Origin of the sequence: Bradyrhizobium sp. SK17, from assembly GCF_002831585.1 — a bacterium.
Classification (GTDB): domain Bacteria; phylum Pseudomonadota; class Alphaproteobacteria; order Rhizobiales; family Xanthobacteraceae; genus Bradyrhizobium.
The window spans coordinates 5,320,192-5,335,751 of record NZ_CP025113.1 but is presented as its reverse complement, the minus strand read 5'-3'; the positions used below and the strand labels follow the sequence as shown (position 1 = coordinate 5,335,751).

11 protein-coding genes are annotated in these 15,560 nt (G+C 64.5%); 4 read left to right on the top strand and 7 right to left on the bottom strand.

Going from position 1 to position 15,560, the window contains the following annotated elements:
- Nucleotides 1-221 precede the first annotated feature (221 nt).
- Nucleotides 222-1,040 (bottom strand): aminoglycoside phosphotransferase family protein, encoded by an 819-nt coding sequence (locus CWS35_RS24565; protein ID WP_100954226.1) that lies wholly within the window; start codon nt 1,038-1,040, stop codon nt 222-224.
- A gap of 196 nt (nt 1,041-1,236) precedes the next feature.
- On the opposite strand from CWS35_RS24565, the gene CWS35_RS24560 reads away from it, so the two are divergent.
- Entirely contained in the window at nt 1,237-1,494 is a 258-nt protein-coding gene (locus CWS35_RS24560) for a hypothetical protein (RefSeq protein WP_024584086.1), read from the top strand.
- Nucleotides 1,495-1,509: 15 nt separating this feature from the next.
- Here CWS35_RS24560 and CWS35_RS24555 read toward each other — a convergent pair whose 3' ends face one another.
- The 4 genes from CWS35_RS24555 to CWS35_RS24535 all read right to left on the bottom strand — a co-directional run bounded on the left by CWS35_RS24555 (nt 1,510) and on the right by CWS35_RS24535 (nt 11,833).
- Nucleotides 1,510-2,853: a sorbosone dehydrogenase family protein gene (locus CWS35_RS24555; RefSeq protein ID WP_100954224.1), complete on the bottom strand. Its 1,344-nt coding sequence runs from the start codon at nt 2,851-2,853 to the stop codon at nt 1,510-1,512.
- 146 nt (nt 2,854-2,999) lie between these two features.
- On the bottom strand, nt 3,000-4,493 hold the full coding sequence (locus CWS35_RS24550; protein ID WP_024584084.1) for a sensor histidine kinase: 1,494 nt from the start codon (nt 4,491-4,493) through the stop codon (nt 3,000-3,002).
- 16 nt (nt 4,494-4,509) lie between these two features.
- Nucleotides 4,510-10,800, bottom strand: a complete 6,291-nt coding sequence (locus tag CWS35_RS24545; protein ID WP_024584083.1) for a HAMP domain-containing protein — start codon at nt 10,798-10,800, stop codon at nt 4,510-4,512.
- 700 nt (nt 10,801-11,500) lie between these two features.
- Nucleotides 11,501-11,833 carry a hypothetical protein gene (locus tag CWS35_RS24535; RefSeq protein ID WP_035636842.1) on the bottom strand — a complete coding sequence of 111 codons (333 nt, stop codon included), beginning with the start codon at nt 11,831-11,833 and terminating at the stop codon, nt 11,501-11,503.
- 103 nt (nt 11,834-11,936) lie between these two features.
- Here CWS35_RS24535 and CWS35_RS24530 point away from each other — a divergent pair, with 103 nt between their 5' ends.
- Together CWS35_RS24530 and CWS35_RS24525 are read left to right on the top strand one after the other, a co-directional pair.
- Nucleotides 11,937-12,095 carry a DUF3072 domain-containing protein gene (locus tag CWS35_RS24530; RefSeq protein ID WP_244442307.1) on the top strand — a complete coding sequence of 53 codons (159 nt, stop codon included), beginning with the start codon at nt 11,937-11,939 and terminating at the stop codon, nt 12,093-12,095.
- 111 nt (nt 12,096-12,206) lie between these two features.
- A complete protein-coding gene (locus CWS35_RS24525) occupies nt 12,207-12,461 on the top strand; it encodes a hypothetical protein (protein ID WP_024584080.1) in 255 nt (84 codons plus the stop codon).
- A 179-nt stretch (nt 12,462-12,640) separates the two neighbouring features.
- Here the strand turns inward: CWS35_RS24525 and CWS35_RS24520 are convergent, their stop codons facing one another.
- Nucleotides 12,641-12,898: a hypothetical protein gene (locus CWS35_RS24520; RefSeq protein WP_024584079.1), complete on the bottom strand. Its 258-nt coding sequence runs from the start codon at nt 12,896-12,898 to the stop codon at nt 12,641-12,643.
- A gap of 125 nt (nt 12,899-13,023) precedes the next feature.
- Between CWS35_RS24520 and CWS35_RS24515 the strand changes: the two genes are divergently transcribed.
- A complete protein-coding gene (locus CWS35_RS24515; protein WP_024584078.1) occupies nt 13,024-15,093 on the top strand; it encodes an ATP-dependent helicase in 2,070 nt (689 codons plus the stop codon).
- Between the two features lie 211 nt (nt 15,094-15,304).
- Here the strand turns inward: CWS35_RS24515 and CWS35_RS24510 are convergent, their stop codons facing one another.
- Entirely contained in the window at nt 15,305-15,556 is a 252-nt protein-coding gene (locus CWS35_RS24510) for a PilZ domain-containing protein (protein ID WP_024584077.1), read from the bottom strand.
- Between the last annotated feature and the right edge of the window lie 4 nt (nt 15,557-15,560).

The following is a 15,560-nucleotide window of genomic DNA, read 5'->3' as shown; positions in this document are numbered from 1 at the left end:
GAGTGTCAGGGAGATCAAGGGCTCGGCCGCGGGCGCCGTTTGCCCAGAAGTCTCTTGGACGAAATCAGGCTCGCCGCTATGACGATCTATAGGCTAGGTCGTTTGGGGCCGGGATATTCACCGCCGCGGCCGCCATCATCGACATAGTGGGCCTGAAGTAGCGAGGCGCCGTCGTCACTACTGCTGACATCGTGATGTCGGCGCGGTGCGTTCGACAGAGTCTACGCCATCCGGTCGAGCTCGGCCGCTGCGAGACTTGCAATCTGCAAGTCGATTTCGGCAAGCGGATCCTCATCGCCGAGGAACCATGCAGCCGACAGGCCGGTCCAGGCGACAATCCATGACAGCAGGCGCCGGCGATCGAGCCGTGCCGCCTCCACAACGATCTCGAGACGCCGCGCAAATCGTCCGGGCTCGGTCGCGACCGGTCGTGTCGGATCGGCCAGATCCGGATTGGTGAAGATGTTGGCGAAGTCGAAACCACGCTCGCCGATGAGATGCTTGGGATCAATCGCGAGCCAGCCACGCGCTCCGAAGTCGAGCACGTTGTCGTGGTGCAGGTCGCCATGCAGCACCACGATCTCACGCTGATCGGCGAGCAGTGCCTCGGCGGTTTCGGCCGACCGGATCAGGATGCCGCCGCGCGTCCGCGCGGCGGGCCACAGCTCGCGAAACCAGTGCGTCAGCGGCGTCAAATCCGGCGGCGATTTCGCTCGCGGGGCGTGAAGCCGATTGGCGGTTGCACAGAGGATTCCGCAGGCCGCATCGTCCTGGCCGGTGTGCGCCATCGCGCTGAGCGAAGCCGCACCCATCGCCCTTTCAAGCAGCAGCGCGTCGCCGTCATGGGCGAGAACCCGCGCCGCGCCGTCTCCATCCCACCACTCCATGACGATGGCGCCGAACCGCTCGTCCGGCTCGTGGGAGATCTTCAGCACGGCCGGCTCGCCGTGCCGTCGCACCGGCAGCAGCCGTGCGGCGCGCGTCACGACGGGAGCACCGTCAGGGATGAGGCTCCAGGCAGAGAGGTAGGGTTCGAACATCGGGCGAGCCGATCCGGATAGAGTGTGACGGTTGTTGTTCTAGTCATTGGCTGCGCACACTGCCACGGCGGTTCCTGCGGCGCATCGTGGCAGGATCTCTGGAATTTGTTCCCTCATGCCCTGGCCATGTTGCTTGATGACAGCCCCTACCCATCTCGCGCTACAATGCCGCAGCCGGTGTACGGAGGGTGTGGCGATGCCGCGAAAGGGAATTACCGGGCACGACGATTGGGTGGTCACGGAGGCCCTGGCGACTGCGCTGGTCGCCCTCGAACAATTGCCGGCGAGGCATCAGCCGCGTGCGCATATGGAGGATGTCCGGAAGCTCCTGACCGCGAGATGCGAGGCTGGAGCCGTCACGCTGCATCTGGCGCAGGCCAAGTGCCGGCTTTTTCCGGATACCAATCCCCTGACGATCTACGAGGAGTACGGCCTCAAAGATGGACTTGGGTAGAGGCGGCTCGCACGACTACTCGCGGCTGACGCGCCAGATCGTGCCATTGCCGTCTTCGGAGACCAGCAACGCACCATCGCGCGCCACGGTGACACCGACCGGACGGCCCCAGACCTCGTTGTCGCTGATCACAAAGCCGGTAACGAAATCCTCGTACTCGCCGGTCGGCACGCCGTCCTTCAGCCGGATGCGAATGACCTTGTAGCCGGTGCGCTTCGACCGATTCCACGAGCCGTGCTCGGCAGCGAAGGCATCGCCGCGATAGTCCGGCGGGAAGCTGCTGCCGGTGTAGAAAGTCAGCCCGAGCGAGGCCGAGTGGGCCTGCAACAAGACGTCGGGAACGGTCACCTTGTCCTTCAGGTCCGGCCGCTCTCCGGCATGCGCGGGGTCTTCGTTGGCGCCGATGTAGTACCAGGGCCAGCCGTAGAATGCGCCCTCGCGGATCCGCGTCACATAGTCAGGCACCAGATTGTCGCCGCGGCCGTCGCGCTCATTGGTCGAGCACCACGGCGTGCCGCTTCCAGGCTGGATCGCAAGGCCGACGCAATTGCGGATGCCGGTGGCAAACAGCTTCTGGTTCTTGCCGTCGGGATCGAACGCGAGCACCGCGGCGCGGTCGGTCTCGGTTCCCCAGGCCGCGCCGAGCGCGCGATCGCGACTCCAGGCCTCGATGCCTTCCGGCGGGCGGCCAAGGCCCTCGCCTGCGTTGCCGGCGGAGCCCACCGACACCAGCATCCGCTTGTCGTCCGGTGTGAACACGATGTCGCGCGTGGAGTGGCCATAGCCGTGCGGCAGGCGGGCGACGATCGTCTCGGGCTTTGCCGACGCCTTGAGATCGCCGTTGCGGTAGGCAAAGCGCACCACGCTGTCGGTGTTGGCAACATAGAGCCACTGCGGATTGTCGCCGTTCGGGAAGAACGCGATGCCGAACGGCCGGTTCAGTCCGGATGCGTAGACTTCGTTGGTCAGACGCTTCGCGGCCCCCTCGCCGCTGCGCAAGACGAGGATTCGGCCGGAGCTGGTTTCCGCGACGAAGACATCGCCATTGGGCGCGGTACGGATGATCCGCGGCCCGCTCAGGCCGCTGGCGAACAGCTCGATCTTGAAACCGGCCGGCACCTGCGGCACTGCCGAGGCAGGTCGCGGCACGACGCGCGACGAATTGCTGCTGGAGGCCGTCGCTCCGGGTTTCGGCAAGTCCTGCGGCGTGATCAAGCGGACCACGCCTGGCTTGTCGCGCTGCCAATCGCCGAAGGCTTCCGTCCCCTTCAGCACGGGTTCGGCGCCCGATCGGGTGACGCCGATCGCGACGAGAATAACGACCGACATGCTCACGCCGGCAAGATTGGTCCTGGGCATATGCGCCTCGTATGGGGTCGGTCAGGCATGTGATAGCGCGGTTCGACCGCCGGCGGCGTTCACAATGTCGTCTGCATCTATCGGGCTTGAGTGGCTCGATCAGCTCCACGCGAAATGCCGCGAGCAGCCCGTCGACTTGGCTGCGGCTACACAGCCCTGGAACTGATCATCGGCTTGCGCGCGGCCGCCGACAGATCGCGGTAGGCCGTCGTCTCTCCGACGAGCGCCTTGAGAGGTACCGTAAGCCGGCAAATCAGGCCCTCGGCGCGCCAATCGAAATCGGCCCGTCCGCCGAGCTGGGTCTCGATGCTGGCGATCACGCTCCTAGTGCCGAACCCCTTCTGCTTCGGCTTGGTCACCGGCGGCCCGCCGGATTCCACCCACACCAGGATCAGCGTATCGTCATGCACCTCCCAGGTGATCGCGAGCCGGCCCGGCAGCACCGACAGGCTGCCATATTTGGCGGAGTTGGTGACGAGTTCATGCAGTGCGAGCGCCAGCGTCTGCGCGGTCGCGGGCTGCAACTGCACCTCGCCGCCATCGATCTGGATCTGTCCGGCCTCCGAATAGGGTGCGATCTCCTCGGTCACCAGCCGCCGGATTTCCGCTCCCTGCCAGCTCGACAGCGACAGCACGGTGTGGACGCGCGCCAGCGCCGTGATCCGGCCCTCGACCGCCCGCACATAGGCGGTCACGTTCTGCGCCCGTGTCAGCCGCACGATCGATTGCGCGAGTGCGAGCGCATTCTTGGCGCGATGATCGACCTCGCGGGTCAAGAGGCTCTGCCGCTCCTCGGCCTTCTTGCGGTCGGTGATGTCGACGGTGACGCCGCTCACCCGCACCACCTTGCCGCTCCGGTCGCTGGTGGCCGCCGCCGTGCCGACGCACCAGCGCACCTCGCCATCCGGCCGCATCACGCGGAATTCGGCTTCGTAGGATGTCTGGCCCTTGCCGAACCCGGCCCAGGCTTGCCGCAACTCTTCGACATCGTCGGGGTGAAACAGCCCCTGGATATTCTCCGAGGTCAGCGCGAAGGACTTCGGATCGACGCCGCAGATCTTGTACTGGCCTTCGTCCCACATCCAGTCGCCGTTGACCCAGTCCCAGTCCCACGAGCCCATCTTGCCCGCGGCAATCGCCATGCTGCGGCGGGCCTCGCTCTCGACCAGGCGCGTGGTCGACTGCTCGAGTTCGGCGGTTCGCGCACGTACCCGGTCCTCGAGCTCGGCATTGAGGCGTTCGAGTTGCCGTGTCTTGCGGTAGAGTTCGGCGAACACGCGGATCTTTGCCCGCAGCACCTCGGGCACGACCGGCACGGGCACGTAATCGACCGCGCCCATCTCGTAGCCACGCAGCCGGTCGATGTCGCTGACCTGGATGGCCGAGATGAAGATCATCGCGGTCTTCTGAAAACGCGGGTGCTCGCGGATCATCGCCGCAAGCTCGAAGCCGTCGAGTTCGGGCATGCAGACATCGACCAGGATGACCGCGACTTCGTTCTTGAGCAGGAACTCGAGCGCCTCGCGGCCCGACGATGCCGCGACCAGCGTCTCGCCCAGCTCCTTCAGGATGACCTCGTAGGCCAGCAGCTTCGCCGGCTGGTCATCGACCAGAAGGATGTTTACTTTTTCGTGGTCCATCATGTTCGATCGCCGATCAGCGGTGCAGCCACATGCGGATCGCCAGCAGCAGTTGCTCGGTGTTGACGGGTTTCGCCAGATAGTCGGATGCGCCTGCCTCCAGGCATTTCTCACGGTCGCCTTTCATCGCCTTCGCGGTCAACGCGATGATCGGCAACCGCGCAAAGGCGGGGTTTTGCCGGATCGCGCCGATGGTCTGGTAACCGTCCATCTGCGGCATCATGATGTCCATCAGCACGATCGCGATCTTCGGGTTGGATTCGACCAGCGAGATCGCCTCGTGACCGGTTGTCGCAGTCAGCACCTTCATACCTCGCCGTTCCAGCACGCTCGATAGCGCGAAGATGTTGCGCGCGTCGTCGTCGACCAGCAGTGCTGTCTTGCCGATCAGGTCTTCGTCGGAACTATTGAGCTTCTCCAGCATCCTTTGTTTTTCGGCAGGCAATTCCGTGATCACACGGTGCAGGAACAGTGACGTTTCGTCGAGCAGCCGTTCCGGCGACTCCACACCCTTGACGACGATGCTGCGCGCCATCGTATGCAGTTCCGCGTCCTCTTCGGCTGAAAGTTCCCGACCCGTGAACACGACAACGGGAACACTGGACAGCGTCTCATCCTTGCGGATCTGATCCAGCACCTCGAAACCGCTCATGTCGGGCAGCCGAAGGTCGAGCACGACGCAATCGCAAGGATTTTCGCGCAGCGTCGACAGGGCCCCTGCCCCGGTGCCGCTGGTCACGATCTCGATATCTTCGTGGCCAAGCAATTCGGTGATGCTGAGCTGCTCCGCGGCGTTGTCCTCCACGATCAGCAGACGCTTGCGGCGCGGTCGCGCATACTCCTTGATCTGCGATAATGCCGCGCTGACGCCCTCGGTCGTGGTCGGCTTGTTGACGAACGAGAAGGCGCCGCGCGCCAGCGCATGCTGCCGGTCTTCGTCCAGCGTGATGATCTGGACCGGAATGTGACGGGTCAGCGGATTGTGCTTGAGCTGGCTCAGGACGCTCCAGCCGAGCATGTCGGGCAGGAACACATCGAGCGAGACCGCGCTCGGCTGGAACTGCTTGGCCAGATCGAGCGCCTCGGCGCCGCGGCTGGCGACCAGCACCTTGAAGCCCTTGTCGCGCGCCAGATCGATCAGGACCCGCGCGTAATGCGGATCGTCCTCGACGATCAGCAGAATGGTGTCGCCGGGCTCGAGGTCGAGCCGGTCGTCAGGAAGCTGCTCGATCGCGCGCTCCTGTACGCCCGATGCTTGCAGCGACGGCGCCGGACTGTGCGGCATCGGCGCCGATTGAGGCTGCGGGCGCAGCCCCGCCGACGGCCCGGCATATTTCAACGGCAGATAAAGTATGAAAGTCGAGCCCCTGCCCGGCGCGCTGCGCAGATGGATTTCGCCCCCGAGCAGGCCCGCCAGTTCGCGGCTGATGGCAAGCCCGAGACCGGTGCCGCCATACTTGCGGCTGGTGCCGGCATCGGCCTGCTGGAACGCCTCGAAGATCAGCTTCTGCTTGTCCTGGGGAATGCCGATACCGGTGTCCGATACTTCGAACGCCACGACGGCGGGCGCGGCGTTGAGGATCGGATGCTCCGCGCTCCAGCCGCCGAGCGCGGCCGACACGGTCAGGCTGACGCCGCCATCGGCGGTGAACTTGAACGCATTCGACAGCAGGTTCTTCAGCACCTGCTGCAGCCGCTTGGAATCGGTGACCATGCTGCGCGCGAGGTTGGCATCGACGTCGATGCTGAACGACAGATGCCGGTTCTCCGCCTCGTGCCGGAACGGCCGCCCGACGGTCTCGAGCAGGCTCGAGGTGAGAATCTCCTCGGCATCGACCGTGACAGTGCCGGACTCGATCTTGGACAGATCGAGAATATCGCTGATCAGGTTCAGCAGGTCGGTGCCGGCGCCGTGGATGGTGCGGGCGAATTCGACCTGCTTGCCGGTCAGATTGCCGTCCGGATTTTCCGTGAGCTGCTGGCCCAGGATCAGGATCGAGTTCAGCGGCGTCCGCAATTCGTGCGACATGTTGGCGAGGAACTCGGACTTGTACTTCGAGGTCAACGACAGCTCGGTCGCCTTCTCTTCCAGCGCGCGCCGCGCCTGCTCGATCTCCTGGTTCTTGCGCTCGACGTCGACATTGCGCTCGGCGAGCTGCTGGGCTTTCTGCTCGAGCTGGTCGTTGGTCTGCTGCAACTCCTTCTGCTGGGTCTGCAACTCACCGGCGAGCTGCTGCGACTGCTTGAGCAGCGCCTCGGTCTGCATCGTCGCTTCGATGCTGTTGAGCACGATGCCGATGCTGTCGGTCAGCTGCTCGAGGAAGGTGATCTGCGACGTCGTGAACGACGCGACCGAGGACAGCTCGATCACGGCCTTGACCTGGTTCTCGAACAGCACCGGAAGCACGACGAGATTCTTCGGCATGATCCGCATCAGCGCCGAATTGATCGGCACCGCATCGCGGGGGATATCCGCGACCAGGCGCTGGCGCTTGTCGAGCGCGCACTGGCCGATCAATCCCTCGCCGAACTGCACGATCTGCGGATGCGGGTTGCTGCTGTCGCTGGCGTAGGCCGACAGCAGGCGCAACTGCGCATTCTCCGGATTGTCGACCTGGTAGATCACGCCCATATGCGCGTTGATCAGCGGCGCCAGCTCGGTCAGCAGCAGACGACCCACGGTCGCAAGATCGCGCTGGCCCTGCAACATGTTGGTGAAGCGCGCCAGATTGGTCTTCAACCAGTCCTGCTCGGTGTTGCGCTCCGTGGTGAGACGGAGGTTGCCGATCATCGTGTTGATGTTGTCCTTGAGCTCGGCGACTTCGCCGCGGACGTCGACCTGGATCGAACGCGTCAGATCGCCCTTGGTCACGGCGGTCGCCACTTCGGCGATCGCGCGCACCTGTGAGGTCAGGTTGGCCGCCAGCAGATTGACGTTGCCGGTCAGATCCTTCCAGGTGCCGGCGGTGCCGGGCACGTTGGCCTGACCGCCGAGCCGTCCCTCGACGCCGACCTCGCGCGCCACGCTGGTGACCTGTTCGGCGAAGGTCGCGAGCGTCTCGGTCATGTTGTTGATGGTGTCGGCGAGCGCGGCCACCTCGCCTTTCGACTTCACGGTCAGGTTCTGCTTCAGGTCGCCGTTGGCGACCGCGGTCACCACCTTGACGATGCCACGCACCTGCTCGGTCAGGTTCGCCGCCATCACGTTGACGGTGTCGGTGAGATCCTTCCAGGTGCCGGCGACGCCGCGCACCTCGGCCTGACCGCCGAGCTTGCCCTCGGTGCCGACTTCGCGCGCCACGCGCGTCACCTCGCCGGCGAAGGCGTTGAGCTGATCGACCATCGTGTTGATGGTGTTCTTCAACTCGAGGATTTCGCCCTTCACGTCGACCGTGATCTTGCGCGACAAGTCGCCGCGCGCCACCGCCGTGGTCACCTCGGCGATGTTGCGGACTTGCGTCGTCAGGTTCGCAGCCAGCAGGTTGACGTTGTCGGTGAGATCCTTCCAGGTGCCGCCGACGCCGGGCACCACGGCCTGGCCGCCCAGCCGCCCTTCGGTACCGACCTCGCGCGCCACGCGCGTCACTTCGGCGGCGAACGAGCGCAGCTGCTCGACCATCGTGTTCAGGGTGTCCTTGAGCAGCAGGATCTCACCGCGGACGTCCACCGTGATCTTCTTCGAGAGGTCGCCGCCGGCGATCGCGCTCGCCACCTCGGCGATGTTGCGGACCTGCGCGGTCAGGTTCGACGCCATGAAGTTGACGTTGTCGGTCAGGTCCTTCCAGGTGCCGGCGACGCCGGGCACCTCGGCCTGGCCGCCGAGCTTGCCTTCGGTGCCGACCTCGCGCGCCACGCGCGTCACCTCGCCGGCGAAGGCGTTGAGCTGGTCGACCATCGTGTTGATGGTGTTCTTCAGCTCGAGGATCTCGCCCTTCACGTCGACCGTGATCTTGCGCGACAGGTCGCCGCGCGCCACCGCGGTGGTCACCTCGGCGATGTTGCGGACCTGGGCCGTGAGGTTGCCGGCCATCGAGTTGACGTTATCAGTGAGGTCCTTCCAGGTGCCGGCAACGCCGGGCACGTTGGCCTGGCCGCCGAGGCTGCCGTCGGTACCGACCTCGCGCGCCACGCGCGTCACCTCGCCCGCGAAGCGGTTGAGCTGGTCGACCATCGTGTTGAGCGTTTCCTTCAGCTGAAGGATCTCGCCGCGCACGTCGACCGTGATCTTGCGCGACAGGTCGCCGCCGGCGATCGCGGTCGCGACCTCGGCGATGTTGCGGACCTGCGCGGTCAGATTGCCGGCCATCGAATTGACGCTGTCGGTCAGATCCTTCCAGGTGCCGGCGACGCCGGGCACCTCGGCCTGGCCGCCGAGCTTGCCGTCGGTGCCGACCTCGCGCGCCACGCGCGTCACTTCGCCCGCGAAGGCGTTGAGCTGGTCCACCATCGTGTTCAGCGTTTCCTTCAGCTGAAGGATTTCGCCCGACACGTTCACCGTGATCTTCTTCGACAGGTCGCCCTTCGCCACCGCGGTCGCGACCTCGGCAATGTTGCGGACCTGGGCGGTCAGGTTCGACGCCATCGAGTTGACGCTGTCGGTCAGGTCCTTCCAGGTGCCGGCGACGCCGCGCACTTCGGCCTGGCCGCCGAGCTTGCCTTCGGTGCCGACCTCGCGCGCGACGCGCGTCACCTCGCCGGCGAAGGCGTTGAGCTGGTCGACCATCGTGTTGATGGTGTCCTTCAGCTCGAGGATCTCGCCGCGCACGTCGACCGTGATCTTCTTCGACAGGTCGCCATTGGCAACGGCGGTGGTGACGCCCGCGATATTGCGGACCTGGGCGGTCAGGTTCGACGCCATGAAGTTGACGTTGTCGGTCAGGTCCTTCCAGGTGCCCGCGACGCCGAGCACATTGGCCTGGCCGCCGAGCTTGCCCTCGGTACCGACCTCGCGCGCCACGCGCGTCACTTCCGAGGCGAAGGCGTTGAGCTGGTCCACCATGGTGTTGAGCGTTTCCTTCAGCTGAAGGATTTCGCCCGACACGTTCACCGTGATCTTCTTCGACAGGTCGCCGCCGGCGATCGCGCTCGCGACCTCGGCGATGTTGCGAACCTGCGCGGTCAGGTTCGATGCCATGAAGTTGACGTTGTCGGTCAGGTCCTTCCAGGTGCCGGCGACGCCCGGCACCTGGGCCTGGCCGCCGAGCTTGCCCTCGGTGCCGACTTCGCGCGCCACGCGGGTCACTTCCGAGGCGAACGAGTTGAGCTGGTCGACCATCGTGTTGATGGTGTCCTTCAGCTCGAGGATCTCGCCGCTGACGTCGACCGTGATCTTGCGCGACAGGTCGCCGCGCGCCACCGCCGTGGTGACGTTGGCGATGTTGCGGACCTGGGCGGTCAGGTTGCCGCACATCGCATTCACCGAGTCGGTCAGATCCTTCCAGGTGCCGGCGACGCCGGGCACGATGGCCTGGCCGCCGAGCTTGCCGTCGGTGCCGACCTCGCGCGCCACGCGCGTCACTTCGGAGGCGAATGAACGCAGCTGATCGACCATCGTGTTGATGGCTTCCTTCAGCTGCAGGATCTCGCCGCGGACGTCGACCGTGATCTTCTTGGACAGGTCGCCGTTGGCAACCGCGATCGTCACCTCGGCGATGTTGCGGACTTGGCCGGTCAAATTGTTGGCCATCGAGTTGACGCTCTCGGTCAGGTCCTTCCAGACGCCGGTCACCTCCGGCACCTGGGCCTGGCCGCCGAGCTTGCCCTCGGTGCCGACTTCGCGGGCCACGCGCGTGACCTCCGAGGTGAACACCGAGAGTTGCTTGATCATCGTGTTGACGATGTTGGCCGATTGCAGGAATTCGCCGCGCAGCGGCCGGCCCTCGACGTCGAGCTGCACGGTTTGCAGCAGGTCGCCCTGCGCCACCGCCGCCACCGCGCGGGTCACTTCGCGGGTCGGCCACAACAGATCGTCGATCAGGGTGTTGACCGAACTTTCCATGTCAGCCCAGGCGCCGCTGGCGAGGCCGAAATTGACGCGCTGGCGGGTTTGCCCCTCGCGGCCGACGACTTGGCCGACGCGCGCCAATTGCTGCGCCATGCGCTCGTTCGCCGCAGCGATTTCATTGAAGGCATCCGCGATCTTGCCGTCGATGCCGAGATAGTCGCCACGCATCCGTACCGAGAAGTCGCCACCGCGCATCGCCTGCAGGGATTGCAGCAGATCGTGCGAGGAATCGAGGCTTTCGTTCGATGGTTGGCCGCGGCGTGTCTGAGCACGGGGACGAGGCGGCGAACCGAGATCGGTCATGAAATTTCCCCTACGCGCTGGCCGCGAATCCAGGGACTCGGAGCAGCCAGTGTGGTCATAAGAATGATTGCCCTAGATGTATTCAAGCGGGAAAACGTCAAAACCGCGATTTGTGACGCAAACCGAGTGCGTTAATCGCGACCGGAACCAAAAGTTCCAACCAATGGTGGAACTTTTTCGCTGAACCTGATCAGCGCTCCCGTTGCTCGTCATTCGCCTGCAACATTGCGTGTGTGGCGATGGTTAAGGATTCGAAGCGACGAAAACGAAGCATGTTCGCCGCGAATGCAAATCTCTCTTGCGGGCTGAAGAGCTGGTTGACGACGCCACCCGCATGCTCGCGCCGATTGTACGATCTTGATTCACGATCGAAAGACTAGCGGTCCGCTGGCCAGCTTCGCCGCACCAATTGCACCCGCTCGATGTGGCTGCATTGTTCGCAGCGGTATTGGAGAATATCCCTGCCCTCGCTGCCCGGATGACTGCTCTCGAGCCGCATCGTCCTGATGCAGCTGACGCAGGAGATCAGCGTCAACAGCGGACTGCGATCGTCATTCATCGATACCCGCGGCGGCGCGGTCGGGTCGGCGATCATGGCGCTGGGCGATGCTGTGGTGTTGGCTCTCACCACAACAAAATGCAGATCCTGCGGATCGGGTTCCTGCCCCGAAACCTCATTTGGGCGCGATCCGCGTTTCCCTCAGACCCTGTCGACCGGCCGTTCGGGGCGCACCTTGGCGCTCTCCTGGCCCGGCACGGGTTTGGCCTTGTCTGATTTTGCCGGCGCTACCGGGCGATCCCCGTAGCTTCGGCTCAGCCGCTCCCGGACCGTCGGGAGCCGATCGCCGCCGCCGGCCGCCCTCCACCGGCCGATCAATTCAGCCACTTCTGCGCGCATCGCGAGCAGTCGATAGGACGCTTCAGTGCAATCAAGATCGTGATTGACCTGATCCCGGATCGTTGCCTCGACCAGGGTCATTTCCGCCCGCAAGGTGCTGATCCGACGCCGAATTTCATTGATTTTGTTGTCCATGGCTTGTTAGAACAAAAATAGAACATATTGTCAAGTCACGATCCGGCAAGCGAGGTGAGCGATGAGCATGGCAGCGGTGAGATTTGGCGGGGTTGCAGAGCGCATGAGCGGTCTGATGAGCCGCGCCCAGGCGTTGCGGTTGAGGAGCCTCGCCGAGGAGGCCTACCAGCCAAACCAGTACGCGCGCGACCTGACGTCAGAGGAAGCGGAACGACGCATCGATGCCCTGAGGGCCGAGATCGCGCTTGCGGACTCATTCTGAATTCCGGGCCGCGCATGCGGTTCGGTCCGGACACCCACTTTAGGCTTTGATATAGCGGCACAGTTGGTTGTTTCATTATTGCTGTTGCTGCTTTGCCTTTGGGGGGCCCACGTGCTGGAGCTGGAGAAGCGATCGCCGCTTGCGTTCACGATCACGCTGAAGGATGGACGAACGCTCGCGACCGTCGGCGACGCCGCGGACTACCTGTCCAAGCTCAATGTTGATCAGCGCGAGCGCGGTTATTGGAAGTCGGCGATCATGATGTTCAACAACGCCATGCGCGAACCCAGCTATCTGAAGATCGCGACCATGAATCTCCGCTCTGCCCTTGTGTATGACCGCCTCGTCGACGACCTTGGCTTGTGATTGTGGCGTGGCAGCTACAGCCGAATCGACGGCCGTTGCGTAACGCGCTGGTCGTTATGGCCGCAAACAAGGTAACGGCGGTACACGCGACGGCTGGGCGCTGATACGCTTTGGCCGCACTCTCGGGCCGCCTCGGAGGGCCAAGGCGGCCCATTTCTTTTCAAGGCAATCTTGTCTTTTCAAAGCAATTTTGCGCGGACGAACAGCGTCCGCAGCGCATTCGTCGCCTGCACCGTCAGCATGGCATTGCCGGCCGCTCTCTCCAACGCAGCCACGGCGTCGCCATGCAGCGAGCGGAACTCCATCCATTCGACAGCACTGAGATTGCTGATGAAGCGGTAGGCCTGGCCGACGGTCGCGAGCGTTACCGTCTCGCCGTTCAGCCGCACCTTGAACGTCGCCTTCAGCGGCGTGTCGGATTTGGATACTTCACCCATAAACATCACCCATGGCGCGGTTGTGCTCCGCACCGCGTTAATGTCAATCTAATTTCTCGGCCCACACCCCGGCGTGTTCGCCCCTCTGAATCGCAATGTCTGTTAGCGTTTCGTGGGGGTGATTCGTGCCTGATCCAGCCAACACAGCCTATCTCGATGCGCTCAACTCCGAGCAACGCCGCGCCGTTGAGCACGGGGTCGGCAAGGATTGCACCGTCGGCGCCCCGCTGCTGGTGATCGCCGGCGCTGGCTCCGGCAAGACCAATACGCTCGCCCACCGTGTCGCGCATCTGATCGTCGCAGGCGCCGATCCGCGTCGTATCCTGTTGATGACCTTTTCGCGCCGCGCGGCCGCCGAGATGGCTGGCCGCGTCGCGCGCATCGCACGGCGGGTGCTCGGTGACCGCGCCTCCGTCATGACCGACGCGCTGAACTGGACCGGCACGTTCCACGGCATCGGCGCGCGGCTGTTGCGCGAATTCGCGGAACGCATCGCCCTCGACCCGGCGTTCACGATCCATGATCGCGAGGACTCCGCCGATCTGATGAATCTGGTCCGCCACGATCTTGGTTTCTCACGCACCGAAAGCCGGTTCCCCACCAAGGGCACCTGCCTTGCGATCTATTCGCGCTGCGTGAACGCGGAGATGCTGATCGAGGCCGTGCTCGGCCAGTTCTTTCCTTGGTGCTCCGGCTGGGCTGATCAATTGAAACAGCTGTTCGGGGCCTATGTCGAAGCCAAGCAGCGGCAGAGCGTGCTCGATTACGACGACCTGCTGCTCTACTGGGCACAGATGGTGACGGACACGGCGCTGGCCGAAGAGATCGGCGGCCGTTTCGACCATGTGATGGTCGACGAATATCAGGACACCAACCGCTTGCAGTCCTCGATCCTGCTCGCGCTCAAGCCCGGAGGGCGCGGACTGACCGTGGTCGGCGACGACGCGCAGTCGATCTATTCATTCCGCGCCGCCACGGTGCGCAATATCCTCGACTTCCCGAACCAGTTCAGCCCGGCGGCTGAGATCGTCACGCTCGACCGCAATTATCGCTCGACGCAGCCGATCCTGTCGGCGGCCAATGGCGTGATCTCGCTCGCCAAGGAACGCTTCACCAAGAACCTGTGGACCGACCGCACCTCGACCCGCAAGCCGCTGCTCGTGACGGTGCGCGACGAGGCCGATCAGGCCCGCTACATCGTCGAGCAGGTGCTGGCGAACCGTGAGGAAGGCGCGCTGTTGAAGCACCAGGCCGTGCTGTTCCGCACCTCGTCGCACAGCGGCCCGCTCGAGGTCGAGCTGACCCGCCGCAACATCCCATTCGTGAAATTCGGCGGCCTTAAATTCCTCGATGCCGCGCACGTCAAGGACATGCTGGCGCTGCTGCGCTTCACCGCCAATCCGCGCGACCGGGTCGCCGGCTTTCGTATCCTGCATCTGCTGCCCGGCGTCGGGCCGGCCTCCGCGCAGCGCGTGCTCGACCGCATGGCCGAAGCCGCCGATCCGATCGCCGCGCTCACGGCGCTGCCCGCGCCGCCCCGTGCAGGCGCCGACTGGCGGTTGTTCGTCGAGGCGATCGAGAACCTCCGCTACTCTGAATGGCCTGTCGACATCGAGCGCGCCCGGCTTTGGTACGAGCCGCATCTCGACCGCATTCACGAGGACAGCGAAGTTCGCCGCGCCGACCTCATTCAACTCGAACAGATCGCCGCCGGCTATCCGTCACGCGAGCGCTTCCTCACCGAGCTCACACTCGATCCGCCCGACGCGACCAGCGACCAGGCCGGCGTGCCGCTGCTCGACGAAGATTATCTGATCCTGTCGACGATCCACTCCGCCAAGGGGCAGGAGTGGAAATCGGTCTATGTGCTCAACGTCGTCGACGGCTGCATGCCGTCCGACCTCGGTGCCGGCACATCAGCCGAGCTCGAGGAAGAGCGGCGCCTGCTCTATGTCGCAATGACCCGGGCCAAGGATGATCTGCATCTCATGGTGCCGCAGCGCTTTTTCGTCCACGGCCAGGCCGCCAAAGGCGACCGCCACATGTACGCCTCGCGCACCCGCTTTATCCCGGAGCGGCTGCTTCCGATATTCGAGCGGACCACCTGGCCGCGCGCCGCCGCCGGACAGGCTTCATCCGCCAATCGGGCACCGCCGATCGACATCGGTGCCCGGATGCGTGGCATGTGGCGCTGACACCGGCCCGGACAGATTTTCCAAGCCACCCGGAACGAAGCCGTCGGCCTCGCGTTGAAGCGGTGTTCGTAATCGGCAAACGACCATCCCAGACGGCTTCGGCGCGCAAGCGCGGAGCCGTCTTTTTTTTGCGCCGCGTCAGGCCGCGCGAAGGACGCGTGACAGGCCGGTCGAGGCTATTCGGAACGTGGTCGGAACCGGTGTGGCATGCTCAGGCCGTCGGCACGAAGCTCAGGCCAATCCGCGTCTTCTTGCTCCAGATCACCTGGCATTCGTAGACAACCGAGGCGTCGTTGGCCCTCACCAGGCGGAAGCGATGCGGGACGAAGGCGGGATTCTCGACTTCGATGGCCGCTCCTTCCGGCGAAATGTTCACGATCGTGCAATGCATGACCGAACCGCCCGACGAGACATAGCCGGGTTCATTGACCTCGGTTCGCGGATGCCTGCGCTTCTCGTCCATCCAG